Origin of the sequence: Salipaludibacillus neizhouensis (assembly GCF_002886185.1) — a bacterium.
Classification (GTDB): domain Bacteria; phylum Bacillota; class Bacilli; order Bacillales; family Salisediminibacteriaceae; genus Salipaludibacillus; species Salipaludibacillus neizhouensis.
In genome coordinates, this window is record NZ_KZ614146.1 from 1,889,846 (window position 1) to 1,906,558 (window position 16,713).

Genomic DNA, 16,713 nt, shown 5'->3' on the forward strand with positions numbered 1-16,713 from the left:
TTAAAGTTTGGACAGATCAATAAATTATTTTGCGGTAACATATATCAAAGCTCTATAAAATATAGAAAGGATGTTTAAAATGAAAGCATTAATGTTAAATTGTTCCTTAAAGACAAGTGAAGAAGAGTCACATACGAGTAGTTTGTTACAAAAAGCTGCCGAATGGTTGAATAAAGAGGGCACGGAAACCGAAGAAATCCGTATCGCCGATTACCAAGTTTCGCCGGGAATGGCACCAGACATGGGAAATGGAGATGAATGGCCAAAAATTATGGAAAAAGTACTTTCTGCTAATATAGTTATTATTGGAACTCCAATTTGGATTGGAGAAAAAAGTAGCATTTCTACTCTTGTGGTGGAGAGATTATATGCGTCTAGCGCGGAAACAAATGAAAAAGGGCAGGCGATTTATTATAATAAAGTTGGGGGCGCTGTTGTTACAGGTAACGAAGATGGAGCGAAAGAGTCGGCGAAGTCCATCTTGTATGGCTTGCAACATATTGGTTTCACCGTTCCTCCTAACGTTGATGCATATTGGGTTGGAGAAGCAGGTCCAGGACCCTCATATATAGAAGGCGGAAAAGATAACGAATTTACCAATAAAAACACAAAGGTAATGTCTTATAACTTATTGCATTTTGCACGAATGCTTCATAAACACCCAATACCTGCAATTGGAAATACGAATTAAACTTGTTAGGATAACTACTTTGTTAACAGTTGAAATTGATAAAGTATAAAATTACCTGTTAATGACTTCGCTCATTTTATCAAAAAGTCATGAACATCAACTTCTTTAAAAAGCAGTCCGTATAGGGCAATAATCCGAAAAGAGTGGTCATACCCACTCTTTTTTCCTTCACTAGTGTATCCTAAAATATTCATACTAGAATTCAGAACGGATAGAAAGAGGCAATAGATTTGGTTAACAACCGGAAAAAGTATAGTTATGTCTTGGCCTTATTGATGATTCTATTATTCGCTTTATATGCATTGTCACAGAACTTCCGTAATTTTATCTTTGAAGCTATCACACAATTATCCCATGGCGATATAGAAACCGTGAAAAACTATCTTTTGACTTTCGGTGTTTGGGCTCCTGTAATATCTGCATTGTTAATGGTTTTATCTGTTCTGATTGCACCTTTACCAGCTTTCATTCCCACATTTGCTAATGGTCTTATTTTTGGAGCATTTTGGGGAGGGATACTTTCATGGTCGAGCGCACTGATTGGTGCAACACTATGTTTTTATATAGCTCGAACACTAGGAAGACCTGTTGTGGAAAAACTGGTTAATCGAAAAGCATTGGACTGGTCCGATCGATTTTTTGTGCGCTATGGAATGTACGCTATAGTTATCAGCAGAATTGTACCCGTTATGTCATATGGTATCGTCAGTTACGCTGCTGGTTTTACAAAGATGAAATTTAGGATTTATATAATTGGTACAGCGATTGGTCAAACACCGGCTACTATGTTGTATTCCTATTTGGGAGAACATTCAACGGAGTCCATAATGATGATCGTGTGGGCGTTTGTGGCTGTCGCTGTTATAGCCATTGCAGGAACGGCACTTAAACCATGGTTAGAACGAAAAATGAGAAAAAAGTAATTTAAAATTTAGTATACCCTCCATATGAACTGTAACCTATAAAATGGACAGTTTATAAAAAAGACCTATGCTGTGTGGATGAGTAGTTCGATATCATACAATTTCAGATAGAGCAATCCTCGGTAGACGCTTGGTACTCAAGGAAATTTTAGCATATATAAAGGACTATCGTGCTGAAAAGAAGAATGAGGAAGTTAATCAATACTATATCCCCGCTCTAAACACGATAAAAATGCAAAGTGTGCACTCTATTTTCCCTTTTTTGAAGTTAAAATAGATATAATTTCAAATGAGAATTTTTTATTCATTAATTCAGCGGGTAATATCATGTTTCTGACAATTAGAAAGAGATGCATAATAGCCGTCCTATTAATATACCTTTATGTATAGGAGGTGGCTAATGGAAAAAAAAATTCATCACACTATAGAATATTTAACCAACGTATTAAGAACAGCCCAAGAAGAAGATGGTTCTTGGCACTACTGCTTTGAATCTGGCCCTATGACAGATGCTTATATGATTATTTTATTAAGATCTTTACATGACGATGATGAAGAACTCATTAAAATTCTTGTCAATCGACTTCTTGCAATTCAGAATAAAAATGGCGCATGGAAATTATTTAAAGACGAAACAGATGGGAATCTTTCCGCAACTATAGATGCCTATTTTGCATTACAATATTCAGGGTATGTAGATGAACAGGATCAGCTTATGGTTAGAGCTAAATCCTTTATTATTAAAAATGGTGGTCTAACAAATGCTCAAGAATTGACGAAAGTGATGCTTTCCTTAACCGGTCAATTACCATGGCCTATCCATTTACAAATTCCAATAGAATTCATTTTATTACCACGATCTTCTCCAATTAGCTTATATGATTTTGTCGGCTATGCCCGGGTAAATATTGTACCGATCCTTATTACCTCAAATTTAAAATATCACCTGAAATCAAGTAGAACTCCTGATTTATCTGATCTTATTGTTCAAAGGCAGCTAAATGAAGAGACCTCTGAATTATCTCGAGGTCTCTTAACCACTGTAAAAAAAGAAATAAACAAACTCATTAACTTTCCGAAAAATCTTCGCAGTCTTGCGTTTGAAAACTCGAAACAGTTTATGCTAAGTCGCATTGAACCTGATGGAACGTTATACAGCTATTTTGTGGCTACCTTTTTTATGGTGTTTGCTCTGCTATCGCTAGGCCATTCCAAAAATGATCCTTTAATAGCAGAAGCGATGAAAGGCTCTAAAAATCTCATTTGTCAAACAAAGGATGGCTACCATTTGGAGAACTGTACTTCCACTGTTTGGGATACTGCGCTTATTAGCGATTCCCTGCAACAGGCTGGAATTAATCCTATAGATCCGATGATAGTAAAAGCTGGTGACTATCTTTTATCCAGACAGCACTATAAATACGGAGATTGGGCATTAAATAATTCCAATACAACACCTGGAGGTTGGGGGTTTTCGGACATTAATACGATACTACCCGATGTCGATGATACAACGGCCTCTTTACGAGCGATAAAAGATCTTCCAAGTGTTGATCCAAGTTATGCAAATAATTGGTCGAGAGGAGTGCAATGGGTTTTATCGATGCAAAATAATGACGGAGGTTGGTCTGCGTTTGAAAAAAACACAGATAACTTTCTAATATCACTACTACCAGTTGATGGAGCCGAAAGGATTTTTATTGACCCTTCCACATCCGACCTAACCGGTAGGACATTAGAGTTTCTTGGAAAAGATGTGCGTTTCAACACCGCTTATCCACAAATTCAATGGGGGATTCAATGGTTAGTCAAAAATCAAGAAGAAAATGGTTCATGGTATGGACGGTGGGGAATTTCTTATATATATGGAACATGGGCGGCTATTACAGGATTAACAGCCGTTGGAATCAGAAAAAACCACCGTTCTATTAACAAAGGTGTAAACTGGTTACAATCCATACAAAACAAAGATGGGGGGTGGGGAGAGTCCTGCCTGAGTGATATTTACAATAGGTATGTGCCTCTTCATGCTAGTACTCCTTCTCAAACAGCATGGGCCTTAGATGCACTGATATCTGCTGCCGATCAGCCAACAAATGCCATAAACAAGGGAATCATGCAACTAATCGATAGTGTTCATCAATCTAATTGGAAAACAGAGTATCCAACTGGAGCGGGTATTCCTGGTGCCTTTTATATTCATTACCATAGCTATCGCTACATTTGGCCTCTCCTTACGTTAAGCCATTATCGGAAGAAGTATTTGTGAAATATATGTAAAATGATGGATAATAAACTGAAACTTATTTAAAAATTTAATTGTTTTCCGGTTTCGATGGGGGAGATTTTCTGTCCCCTCTACCCTTTATAAATAACAACAAAAGAATAAGTAACCAACCATAATCCTATCAAAAGATCAAAATACATAATATCAGTTCAGTGTTTTTATTTATCGTAAAATATGGGGTTGTCAGGTATTTTTGATCAAACTTTATTTCATTTCAAAGCTACAAGTTTTGTTGAATGACAATTAAGTCCGGAACTGAAAAATATAGTTAGTCTATCATAAACAAAAAGGAGACAGCTTATTCAAGCTGTCTCCTTAAACGTTGTGGTTACAGATCTAATGCAGAAAATCAGGGCAATTAATAAACTTTAATGGTGGTCAAGTAGTTTTAATATTAATAGTTCACTGTGTTTCTTAAAAATATAGTTACTTTTTTCTTCTCAAAGAAGTGAGGATATGTATATGAAAATACTAATTGATTCTGCAGCTATTGAAAGTATTAAACATTTAATAGAATATTATCAAATTGAGGGGGTTACGACTAATCAATTCCAAATAAATTTCACCTCTATCTTCTACTCATCATCTTTGATTTTATTATAAAAATTTAAATAGGTGGATAACAAAGGATAAATGAAAAGTTTGGATTCCTAGTAAAAGGGTTAGGGAAAGCTTTGAATAAATATATACAGGCAAAAGGTTTAAGACCTTTAGACTAGTTTACGTGAGATTTTATAATATTTTAATAGATTTAACTAAACAAATATTCATAAAATCATAAAAATTCTAGATTAATTGATTTGCATATTGGAAGCGATTACAATTTTAATAACAACGTTGTTATATCCAAGTCATTAAATCTGTGACTATGGAAATTTAATATAGGGAGTTGATTTATGAAAGCGATGTAAAAATATTCATCAATTGGAATTTTATAAGAATTGGTAAACTAAGAATCCATCCACGAGACCATAGTAACGCTAATGGGAAACGGCAATTAGCTTGCTGACTCTACTGACAACAGTAATCGTTATAACTTCTTAGACCTCACATATATTCAAACTTCTATAAAGCTAACTCCTAACCAAAAGCTACAATCTAACACTTTTCTAACAACTTCTACTTTACATCCACTCAAAACTTTATGAAACTAAAAACAAGGAGGAAATGTATGAAGAAAATAGCGAAGTTTTTCTTGATTATTGTTCTTTTGATTTCTTATTTTCCGAGCAGTATTCTCTCGGTATACGCTGCAGAGGAGCCGTCTTTGGCTAACTTAATAAATGATGATTATGAAAATGAAACCATTGCAACACTTCCTGAAGGATATAATCAAACTGCATCAGCAGATGGGGTGACAAACGAGACCAGTGCTGTGTATGTTGACTCTGTTCCTGGAGATTCAGTCGGGAATGCGTCGACTAATGCATTGAGAGTATTCGATAATGATGGTCCAGAATCTAAGCGAGCAAGAACAATCGTAACGAAAACATTTGAACCGCAAACAGGAAGCTTTGTTACAGAATTAGATATAATGGAGCCAAAAGCAATAGGTAATTCTTATCCGATTCGTCTAGAAGACAAGGAGAATGGAAAATCAGGAATTATCCTTGAAGTATCTGGTGGTAATCTCGGTTACAGGGGGTCTGACGGTTCCTGGAAACAATTCATCTATGAAGGTGAAAATATTCCACTAGAATCGTATCAATGGTATCATGTTAAGATTTTAGCTGATATCAATAATGCGACATCTGATATCTATATTAACGATATGTATGTAGGAAACATTCCTTTTTATGAAGAGGTGGAAAGCCTAAATGCAATCGAGGCCCAAACGGCAGGTTCTTCAGTAGGGGATATATATTGGGACAATGCTCAAGTATATGTGGAGGCAACGGATTCACCTAAGGGATTAAGCGCTACGATTGGTGACCAAAAGGTAGAATTAAATTGGATTTCTGCTAAAGGTGCCTCTTCCTATAACATTAAGCGTAGTACCAATGAAAGCGGTCCTTTTGAAGTAGTAGAGTCTGGTGTATCCGAAACTCGGTACGTGGACAGCAATTTAGTAAATGATGAGACGTATTATTATGTTGTGAGTGCGGTTAATACAGTTGGTGAGAGTAACAACTCCAATCAAGTGATTGCCACTCCAACTGTTATTCCAAATCCTCCTGCTTCACCATCTGGATTATCTGTTATCCCGCGCGATAGTCAAATTGATTTAAGCTGGGGTTCATTTGGTCAAGGTAGGGACATCTTATTTGTCGGGACTGGAGTTAAGGCTGATGAGAAAACGATCAAACACTTGGAGTTACTTGGATTTTCCGTTACATTAACACTTGATTCTGAGGTGGTATCCGGAGATGAATCAGGCTATTCACTGGTGTTTGTCGGCGAATCGTCAGGCTCTGCTTTTATAGGAGATAAATTTAAGACTTCAACTGTACCTGTGGTGTATGCTGAACCTTTTGCATTAGATGATGTAAATTTAAGCAATGATCAGCAAGGAATGTTTGGTAGCTATGAAAATCAAACTGCAATTAAGATTGCGGACAGTAGCCATCCGCTTGCTGCAGGCTTAAATGGCATGGTAGAGGTCTACAGTCAAGTAGGGAAAATCAATTTTGGGACTCCAAGTGAGGATGCTACCATTATTGCTACTGTTGCTGATGATGACACAAAAGCAGCGATTTTTGCATATGAGAAAGGTTCGAAAAATGTTCAGAATGAAACCGTCCCTGCACGTCAAGTTTCCACATTCCTCTTTGCTGGGCAGGAAGATGTTATGACTGTAGAGGGTTGGAAGCTTATTGACGAATCAGTCAAGTGGGCACTTGGCATTGATAAGAGTGAGACGAGACCTAAAGAAACATATAATATCAAGCGAAGTACAGATCCTGGTGGTCCGTATACCACAGTTGCATCTGATATTGAAGAAACCAATTACAGGGATTTCGGTTTAGATAACGATATCAATTATTATTATGTTGTCACAGCTGAAAATATCGGTGGAGAGAGTGAGGATTCAGAGGAAATCCGAGTGATGCCAGTGGCACCGTTACAAGCCCCAAGTGGCTTGACAGCAACCGCTGCTGAAGGAAAGGTTACGATTAATTGGGATTCGAACGATGGGGCATTATCTTATGATGTGAAGCGCAGTACCGAAAATGGAAAATCATATGATGTGGTTGCTAGCAGTGTGAGTGGGACCGACTACACTGATACGAGTCTAACAAATGGTAAAGTGTATTACTATGTTGTTTCTGCTAAAAATGAGACAACTACAAGCGCGAATTCCGAATCGGTAAGAGTTGTTCCGACCCTAGAGAATGGAATACCGGCCATTCCAGCAGATATTGAGGTAACAGCTGGCAATTCTCAGGTTGTATTGACTTGGCCGTCAGTAACTGATGCTGATTCCTATACTATTAAGCGCGGAGCATTTGATAGTGGAAGCTCGAAGGTGATTGCATCGAATGTTCATAGTTCAAGTTTTCAAGATGTAGACTTAAAAAATGGTGAGACTTACGATTATGTAGTTTCAGCCGTTAATGAACATGGAGAAAGTTACAATTCTGAACCGGTAGCTGTAACCCCGGCAAAAGTGACTGTTGTAGCTAAGGATGGCAGTGGTGATTTTGAGAACGTTCAAGCGGCAATTGATTCTATACCTGATAACAGCAACAAGCGTGAGGTTATATATATTAAGAACGGAGAATACCGTGAAAAATTGACCGTGCCAGCTAGCAAAACAAATCTCAGTTTTGTCGGTGAAAGTAAAGAAGGAGCCGTTCTTGTCTATGATGACAATGCCAACACACTTGGTTCAGACGGTAACCCGATAGGTACATCGAAAAGCTCAAGTATTTTCATTTATGCGAATGATTTTATTGCTAAAAACCTGACATTCCAAAACGATTCAGGAGAAGGGACTGGTCAAGCCGTAGCTGCTTATGTTAGGGGTGACCGAGCCTATTTTGAAAACGTACAGTTTTTAGGGTATCAAGATACCTTGTATACAAATGATGGCAGACACTATTATAAGGACTGTTACATCGAAGGAGATGTTGATTTCATTTTCGGTGCAGCAACGGCTGTTTTTGATAGCTGCCAAATTAACAGTAAACGAGATAAAGGGATGTTAACAGCTGCTAGTACACCCCAAGATCGGGAATTTGGTTATGTCTTTCTAAATTCCGAAATCACAGCGGATGAAGGGATTGAAAATGTAGGTTTTGGTAGACCGTGGCGACCATATTCTGCTGTTTCTTTTATTAATACACATATCGACTCCTCGATTGCCCCAGATGGCTGGGACAACTGGGGAGATGAATCAAATGAAAAAACAGCTAGATATTCTGAATATAATAGTCAAGGTCCGGGAGCAAATCCAAAAGAACGTGATGGATGGACGAAGCAGTTGACACCTGAGGAAGCAAATCAGTATACCGTCCAAAATGTACTCGAGGGTAATGACGATTGGGATGTCACACGTATTGGCATCATCCCATTAACAGAAACCTCTCCGCCAATTATTACCGTTGATCAACATGACACATTTGTAAAAGAAGACAGTTTTACCATTTCAGGTAAATTGGATAATGAAGCAGTCTTAACGGTAAATGAAATAGAAGTCCCATTACATTCAGACTTTAGCTTTAGCACGACGATCCAGTTGGATCTTGGAGTGAACATCATTACGGTAGAGGCTATTGATGAAGATGGCAACCTAGCTATTCCGTTAGTGCTAAAGGTAACTTATGACAACGAATCGCCTATCGTCACATTAGATCCACTTGAAGGTGAGAAAAATGGGAATCACTACAATTCGAAGTTTAATCCTTACCCGGTTTCCGGAAAATTGAGTGAAAAAGGAACGGTTCTTGTTGATGGAGAAGAAGTGGATGTCTCTACTGACTTAACGTTCGATACGAAATTGAACCTTAAATCTGGGTTAAATAAAATCACCGTTTCTTCAGTAGATGTTGCAGGGAACCTATCTGCCCCCGTTGTTTTTAACGTTGTTCCTGAGGGGGATGCGGTACCACCTGGACCTGTAAAAATTACCAAAGCAGAAGCTACAAATCCGAATACCATTGAAGTGACGTTTAACAGCAAGCTTAAGGATTTTGATCCAAGTGATATTGATTTGCAAACGGCAATGGGTAATTGGTCTGAACTAAACCCTAAACTTACTTCAAACTTTACAATTGAGAATACGAAAACACAGGTTAAGGATGGAAAGACAGTGGCAATCATCGAAATAAAGGAGGCGTTAAACAATGACGCAACGATAACGAGACCGAACACTGACAATCCTCATAACATTCCTTACCTAAAGGTAGCCTACTATTCTGGTGATAGAGACAAAGATATTGTGCAGGCTGAATATCTATTGACTTGGCAGTTGGATAATGGCGGATGGTATAAAAACATGGAAGACAAATACAACAGAGAATGGGATGGCCAAGAAGCAAAATCTGGGTGGTACACTAAAGAAGATGGTGAATTAGGAACCATTGATAATAACGCCACAATAAATGAGCTTCTTTTCCTCGCAGTGATGTATAAAGAAACAGGCTATACACGTTATAAAGAATCGGTTCACAAAGGCTTAGCTTATTTGCTGGAAGCCCAGTATGAGAGTGGTGGCTGGGCACAGGCATATCCAGCAAGAGGAGGCTATTCTGACTATGTTACGTATAATGATAATGCGATGATTCGCGTTATGAATCTGCTAACAATGGTCAATCAAAAGAACTATCCGTTTAACTCAGATCTTGTTAATGAAGATTTTGTTAAGGATACCAGAGATGCTTTAGAGAGCGGGTTAGATTACATCTTGAAATCTCAAATAAAGGTGAACGGTGAGCTCACTGCTTGGTGTGCACAGCATGATCCCGAAACGTACGAAGCCCTAGAAGCACGTATATATGAACATCCATCTATTTCCGGTTCAGAATCAGTAGGAATTGTCCAGTATTTGATGTCCTTGCCTAATCCATCTGAAGATGTAAAAGAGGCAATTGACGGCGCCTTGAACTGGTTTGAGGCGAGTAAAGTTGAAGAGACACAATACGTGTCGGGTGACCCAGAAGGACAATACTTCTATTCGGATCCATCAAGCACTACTTGGTACCGCTTTTACGACATTGAAACCAACAATCCGATCTTTTCGGGTCGTGATGGTGTTATCAAAAACAGCATCCTTGAAATCGAGAAAGAAAGAAGAGACGGGTACCGTTGGGCAGGGAACTGGCCTGAGAAACTGTTGGAAGTTGCCAAGACTACAGGGTATTACGAAAATCGCGTTTACGTCAAAATTGTAGGCGACAACTCGTATAATGCTGCAGGTGAAACATTGGAAACCGGGGAATTGGTCCGGATTGAAGATGCTATTTCTGACTATAACTAAGCCAAAAGCTTTACCAAGAAGAAAAGCCTCTAAGAATAGATTCTTAGAGGCTTTTTGGTACTTTTTCCACATCCTGGGGCGAGGTAATAGTGGTGCCATATGAGCTAATCAATATACTGTCAATCTGCAAAAAAAACCAAGTCTAAATTAAACGGTAATTTCACTAAAATAAAAAAGCATCATTGAAGGTATGCGGATACATATGTAAAGTTAGTTTGATAATGAGCGAGGGAGTGAAGGATATTGAATACCGAAAATAATCGTGTAAGAAAAAAGAAGTATGTTTTAGTTGGTACAGATGGTAGGGCGGAATTTTTTTTGTGGAGCGTTGGTGACAAGCTTTAAAGAAACAGGGGAGCTTGTTGCATTTTGTGATATTAATCAAACATAGCATGACCATAAATATTACGGGCAATAGTCTTTAAATTCAATTTTTTGACACCATATCGTGATGCTGTTAGTGTAATAAAAGTAATTCAACCTATTTTTATCGGGAAAGGGTGTTTTAAATGACTAAGGTTCAACCTATAGATGAAGTAAAAGATCCAGTTCAGGAAAAAAGTGCTGATTTAAATAAACCTCAAAAGTCACTAATCATTGGTGGTCTAGTTGTTGCGGCAATTTTATTGAGTTATCTTGCATTCACACAAACTATTGCTCAACCTTTGTTACTAGTTATTGGCGTGCTGCTTGGTTACACACTGCTACATGCTCGCTTTGGCTTTACTTCGGCATTTCGCAGGCTTGCGTCTGTTGGAAATGGGCAGGCTATACGTTCACACATGCTAATGTTAGCAGTAGCGGTAACATTATTTGCTCCAATTTTAGCATTTGGTTATTCCTTCTTTGGTGGAGGAGTCAGCGGATATGTGGCACCATTAGGTGTTAGTCTTCTAGTCGGTGCTTTCTTATTTGGAATAGGGATGCAGCTTGGAGGGGGATGTGCTTCTGGTACGCTGTATGCAGTTGGAGGCGGACGTACTGTTATGTTTATAACACTATTATTCTTTATCGTCGGTTCAACAATAGGAGCCTATCATCTACCATTTTGGACCGAAGATTTACCAGCCTTTGAACCTGTTTCTCTAGCAACATCTACAGGACTCGGTTATGGTGGTGCTTGGGCCTTATCGATTGCATTATTTGGTCTTATCACTTGCATTACGATCATTATAGAGAAAAAGAGAAAACCACCAAAAATGGCACCTGTACCGTCAACAAGAGGTTGGAAAAGGATTTTCCGCGGCTCATGGCCATTGTTCGCAGCAGCGATTGCACTTGCGGTCCTTAATGCTTTAACGTTAATGACTCGTGGTACGCCATGGGGGGTTACTTCTGCTTTTGCATTGTGGGGATCTAAAGTTCTCATGTTTTTTGGAGTTGATGTCGCTAGTTGGGGATATTGGCAAGGTGCAAATGAAGCAGCACTGCAATCATCCATTTTTGCTGATTCAACTACTATACTGAACTTAGGTGTTATTCTTGGAGCATTCCTTGCTTCAGCAGCAGGTGGACTTTTCAAGTTTACTAGTATTAATCTCAAAAATGTAGCAGCGGCTGTCATTGGAGGATTGTTGTTAGGCTATGGTGCCCGTCTCGCTTTCGGTTGTAACATTGGCGCGTATTTCGGCGGCATTGCGTCATTTAGTCTTCATGGTTATATTTGGGGAATCCTAGCACTAGCAGGGACTTCTGTTGCATTATATATTAGACCACTATTCGGGTTATCCGTTCCAAAATCAAAAGATTCGTTTTGTTAAGGAATGAGGATAAAAATCACCATGCGAAATAATCGCATGGTGATTTGTTATTAACAGAGGATAATGTATCGTTTAGGTTTCATATATTCTTTGCATAAACATTATAGTTTATCGATTTTTTATTTAAAACGAAGAATAATAATCAAGGATTGTTAGATAAATCTGCTAAGATAAGGGGAAGACTAGTGTCCATCATCAATGAAGTCAATTTGCTGCTAGTAATTATTCGTGAAGGAATATTTTCTGATGGTTTTAGTAAGGGGTACTTTTATGCTAAAGTATAGCCAAAGTTGAACTTGAAAAATAAAAAAGTTCCGGAAGGAGAAATCAAACAATATGAGTACATATAGAAACGATCAAGTTAAAATGACAACAGAAGTAGAATCGCTGCGAAACATGCTTTCCTATGTAGAACATTTGCAAAGTTATGATGCAAAAATGCTGACAGTTCCCATAAAGTCCGGAAAATGGTCAATCCGTGAAATCATCGGACACTTATACTACTGGGACAGCTACTTGATGGAATCAGTAATTCCTCGTTTGGCTCAGGACGCGTCGCTGCCGCCCTTTCCGTATCCTGCAGTGTATAACCGAGCAGCTATAGCTTCCCTTGAAGGTCGCAAGGTATCGCGGATTTTAGAAGGATTTATCACAAGTCGTAAATTGTTAATTGAACAAATCATGTCTTTGGACGATCAGATGACGTTTAAGATAAGGGGATCCGAAGAAACATTCACAACGAATAAACTCGTCGATATGTTTTCAAAACACGACATGCACCATCAAGAGCAAATGGAAAGCTTCTTAACGCAGGCTTAGACAGTGATCAGTTTATTTATTCGTCAATAAAAACAGATAGTTAACTGATGAAGGGAAGCAGGATGAACTGAAAGGTTCATTTCTGCTGTTTTTCATTCTAAATATGTGATTTCAAACGCATCTTATTTCGATTAATACAATTTTTAATTATTATCCAGAGTTTATTCGAATAAAGAAAGATTGAAATAAATAATAATAATCACACTGAAAATCACGCAAATGATCCATGCAAACGGGGGATTTTTATTATGGATAGCTGTTACCAGAAACATGACAACCCATGTAGCAACTGACCACCACATATGCCAGTCGTTATGAAATGTAATAATTCCAAGAAATACATATAAAAACTCAAATATCGACCCGAGAATTATAAATATAATAGTATAAATTATTTGCAGATAAATCTTTGAGGCATATGGATAGAGTGAAAGGTAAAGTAATATGATAGCAGGAAGTGATAGAAAAGCGACCCGTAATTCATTCATTGTCGTTTGGAGACAAGAAAATTCCATGATATAACCACAGTGGTTGATCATACGTTAACGCATAGGCAAAAAGGCAAACTAATACGATAAAAAGAATTGTCGGATAGTATTTCCTCCAGTTTCCCCAGTCACCAAAACACCCTGTTAAAATCAAGAGTGATGCTGTAAAAAAGAATGGAATATACCAAGAAATCGTTTGCAACATAGACTGCTACTCCTTAGTAAAAACTTCATATATTATGTCTTTATATTATGCTCTTTTGCCTTTACAATATTAAACAATTGGGGAAGCGTTCATATAAATGCGAATTCAGAGATTTATTTATTTCTTTTTGTTGGACCTAATTGGTCACGTTACTATGTAAATTAAAGGTATGACAATCGTATGTAGGAGGGGATACCATTTATTAGTAACTCGCCTTATTCTGTTTAATGTCTTATTCTTCATAGATTCATCACATTTATATTATATGATTTTGAGTATGCTTTGGAATTATTTAAGAGGTTAAGTATTGAGGAGGTAACACTATCTATGACGTAACACTACTATTATTAGCATTTGGTGCTGGACTATTATCTTTTATTTCTCCTTGTAATCTTCCTTTATACCCTGCATTTATCTCATATATTACAGGGATGTCAACGGACCAATTAAAAGAGGGAGGCAAAGCATTTAATAAACAAGCTGTTGCTCACACTCTCCTTTTTCTAATAGGATTCTCCCTCATTTTTATCGTGTTAGGGATGTCATCTTCGTTTATTGGAACATATTTTTTAAAGTATAACGATTTTATCCGTCAAATAGGAGCAATTACCATCTTCTTTTTTGGATTAGTAATACTGGGTTTAATAAAACCAAAGTTTTTAATGAAAGAACAAAAAATCACATTGAAAAATCGGCCAACTGGATACCTTGGTTCAAGTTTGATTGGTATTGGTTTTGCGGCTGGTTGGACACCTTGTATAGGACCAATTTTAGCTTCAGTTATTGCCTTAAGTGTCGCAAATCCGGGGTCTGGTCTACTATATATGGTTACTTACAGTCTTGGATTTTCAATTCCTTTTTTCATTATGACTTTTTTTATTGGGAAATTATCCTTCATAAAAAAACATACTCATAAAATTGTCCAATTTGGCGGGTACATGATGATCATCATGGGGATCATTTTATACTTTGATTGGTTGTCAAAAATATCATCATTTTTAATTTACAATGTATTCAACGGCTTCACAGGTTTTTAATGTGTGATAAAATTTTATTTATCACATTTCTACCACATCTTTCATTTATATTAAATAAAGAAAAAAACACAAAATTTGTTGGAGGCAGAATAAATGAAACACTTACTATACAGCTTTGCTATGGTTTTAACTTTGTTAGCCATTCCTTTTAATGTTTTAGCACACGGAACAGAAGAAGAACATCAACAAGAGCTTCTATTGAATACGATGCTCAAAAATGGAATGATTGGATCTTTAGTTTTATTCGGCGTACTTCTCTTAGTTTGGTACGCTTTAAAAAAGAAAATGAATGGACTAAACATGCAAAAGAAAGAAGAAAGTGTTAAAAGAAATAAATTAAACAAGTTATCAAAATCAGTTCTCTTCATTAGTTTTATCCCTTTGTTAGCGGCAGTTACTCTTGGATTCTTACTTAATAACGAGAGTACTGAGAATGTTACATTTACGCATATCCACGGCTTAGGCTATACGAATAATGGACAGGAGATTTATGTTCCTTCTCATGATGGCTTAAAGGTATATTCAGATGGTATATGGTTTAGTCAAACAGAAGGTGAACAACATGACTATATGGGTTTTTCAATGGTGGAAGATGGATTCTATAGTAGTGGACATCCAGCTCCTGGTTCAAAAATGGCAAATCCCTTTGGAGTTTTAAAAAGTACTGATAAAGGAAAAACGTTAGAAACACTTGATTTATACAAAGAAATAGATTTCCACTGGATGACAGTAGGATACACCACAAAAGATATTTTTGTATTGAATCCGGAACCAAATTCAAGAATGCCTGAACCAGGGTTTTATTATTCAACGGATGAAACGAAAACATGGAATCAAAGTAAACTAGAAGGGTTAGTTGGACAAGCTTCTATATTAACCGCTCACCCAACGGAAGAAGGGACAGTCGCAATTGGCACTGATAGTGGAGTCTTTTTATCTACGGACTATGGCAATTCATTTGAGCCTTTACTCGAAAATGAAAAAGCAACAGCTGTATCCTTTGATCATAACAATTCCCTATTGGTAGCTGTGCCTGGGCAATTATTGTCAATCAGTTTAGTTGATAATAACCTGAGTCATCTCAGCATTCCTTCATTAGATAGTGATGATGCTATTGCCTACGTGAGGCAAAACCCTCAAAATGCTAGTGAATATGTTTTTTCCACTTTAAATAAGGATATTTATATCACAAAAGATAGCGGGGACACATGGACGAAAATTGTCAATAAGGGTAGTGCCGAAAAGACAGAGTTATAGTAAGAAAACGTAAATTTGTTAAAACGCTTGGGCCTAATGGGTTCAAGCGCATTTTTATTAAGTGACAATTCATAGATTGCCCAACCTTCTCAGTAGGTATTGGACCGACTGTATTAAGAATAAGATCTTCACAATTTAATCACAAATTATCGTTATAATTTCACAATAAATAAGTTAGCTTTCAAGGGGAGAATAAAATGAAGAAACGTAGATTAATAGTTCGAGCCTCAATTTTGTTTGTAATGACGCTGGCAATTGGATATACTTTTTTTCTTCAATTTACAGAAGAAAGAGGACTAGTAGACACAGGGGATGTTGTGCCAAACTTTATTCTTAAAGATGTAAATGGGAACAAATTTGAACTCGATGATTATAAGGGTAAAGGTGTTTATTTAACTTTTTGGGCTACTTACTGTAAGTACTGTACGGCGAAGATGGAGTATCTAAAAGAACATTATGAAAAATATAAAGAAAAAGGGGTAGAAATTATTGCCGTGAATGTAGATGAATCGTCGGTTCAAGTCCAAAGTTTTATTGATCGACACCAAGTACCATATCCCAATCCAATTGACCGTAACATGCTTGTAAGTAATGCTTATGGTGTCACTGCTCTACCTCATACATTATTACTAGATGAAGAAGGTATAGTTATAGAACGTAAAGTTGGGGGCAAAACGGAAGCAGAAGTAGTTGAAGCATTGGAAAAAGTTGTTCCAAAGTAATAACAAGTATGTGGCAGGTATCATTTTAAGAGCGCGGTACACTTTACTCTATTAAATAAGAGGGATTTACCATCGTTGTTATAACTATTCAAAAATCAACCCCCAA

The 16,713-nt window shown here is 37.3% G+C and carries 10 protein-coding genes; 9 read left to right on the top strand and 1 reads right to left on the bottom strand.

The genetic code is table 11. The annotated features are described in order from the left end of the window. The first annotated feature begins 70 nt into the window (after positions 1-70). The 6 genes from CEF18_RS08800 to CEF18_RS08830 all read left to right on the top strand — a co-directional run bounded on the left by CEF18_RS08800 (position 71) and on the right by CEF18_RS08830 (position 12,898). Positions 71-691 (top strand): flavodoxin family protein, encoded by a 621-nt coding sequence (locus CEF18_RS08800; RefSeq protein ID WP_110936120.1) that lies wholly within the window; start codon positions 71-73, stop codon positions 689-691. A 230-nt stretch (positions 692-921) separates the two neighbouring features. Next, positions 922-1,614, top strand: coding sequence for a TVP38/TMEM64 family protein (locus CEF18_RS08805; protein ID WP_223292277.1), 693 nt, complete (start codon positions 922-924; stop codon positions 1,612-1,614). A 400-nt stretch (positions 1,615-2,014) separates the two neighbouring features. Beyond that, positions 2,015-3,883 (top strand): squalene--hopene cyclase, encoded by a 1,869-nt coding sequence (shc, locus tag CEF18_RS08810; RefSeq protein WP_110936121.1) that lies wholly within the window; start codon positions 2,015-2,017, stop codon positions 3,881-3,883. Positions 3,884-5,072: 1,189 nt separating this feature from the next. Beyond that, entirely contained in the window at positions 5,073-10,319 is a 5,247-nt protein-coding gene (gene pelA, locus CEF18_RS08820) for a pectate lyase (protein WP_110936122.1), read from the top strand. A gap of 509 nt (positions 10,320-10,828) precedes the next feature. Next, entirely contained in the window at positions 10,829-12,079 is a 1,251-nt protein-coding gene (locus CEF18_RS08825; RefSeq protein ID WP_110936123.1) for a YeeE/YedE family protein, read from the top strand. 336 nt (positions 12,080-12,415) lie between these two features. Next, the gene (locus CEF18_RS08830; RefSeq protein WP_110936124.1) at positions 12,416-12,898 is read left to right on the top strand and encodes a DinB family protein; all 483 of its coding nucleotides are present in this window, start codon (positions 12,416-12,418) and stop codon (positions 12,896-12,898) included. Between the two features lie 480 nt (positions 12,899-13,378). Here CEF18_RS08830 and CEF18_RS26415 read toward each other — a convergent pair whose 3' ends face one another. Beyond that, positions 13,379-13,591, bottom strand: a complete 213-nt coding sequence (locus CEF18_RS26415; protein ID WP_223292278.1) for a hypothetical protein — start codon at positions 13,589-13,591, stop codon at positions 13,379-13,381. Between the two features lie 323 nt (positions 13,592-13,914). Here CEF18_RS26415 and CEF18_RS08840 point away from each other — a divergent pair, with 323 nt between their 5' ends. The 3 genes from CEF18_RS08840 to resA all read left to right on the top strand — a co-directional run bounded on the left by CEF18_RS08840 (position 13,915) and on the right by resA (position 16,607). Continuing rightward, the gene (locus CEF18_RS08840; RefSeq protein WP_110936125.1) at positions 13,915-14,628 is read left to right on the top strand and encodes a cytochrome c biogenesis CcdA family protein; all 714 of its coding nucleotides are present in this window, start codon (positions 13,915-13,917) and stop codon (positions 14,626-14,628) included. Positions 14,629-14,721: 93 nt separating this feature from the next. After that, positions 14,722-15,885, top strand: coding sequence for a F510_1955 family glycosylhydrolase (locus CEF18_RS08845; protein WP_110936126.1), 1,164 nt, complete (start codon positions 14,722-14,724; stop codon positions 15,883-15,885). A 197-nt stretch (positions 15,886-16,082) separates the two neighbouring features. Next, positions 16,083-16,607, top strand: a complete 525-nt coding sequence (gene resA, locus CEF18_RS08850) for a thiol-disulfide oxidoreductase ResA (protein WP_110936127.1) — start codon at positions 16,083-16,085, stop codon at positions 16,605-16,607. Positions 16,608-16,713: the final 106 nt, after the last annotated feature.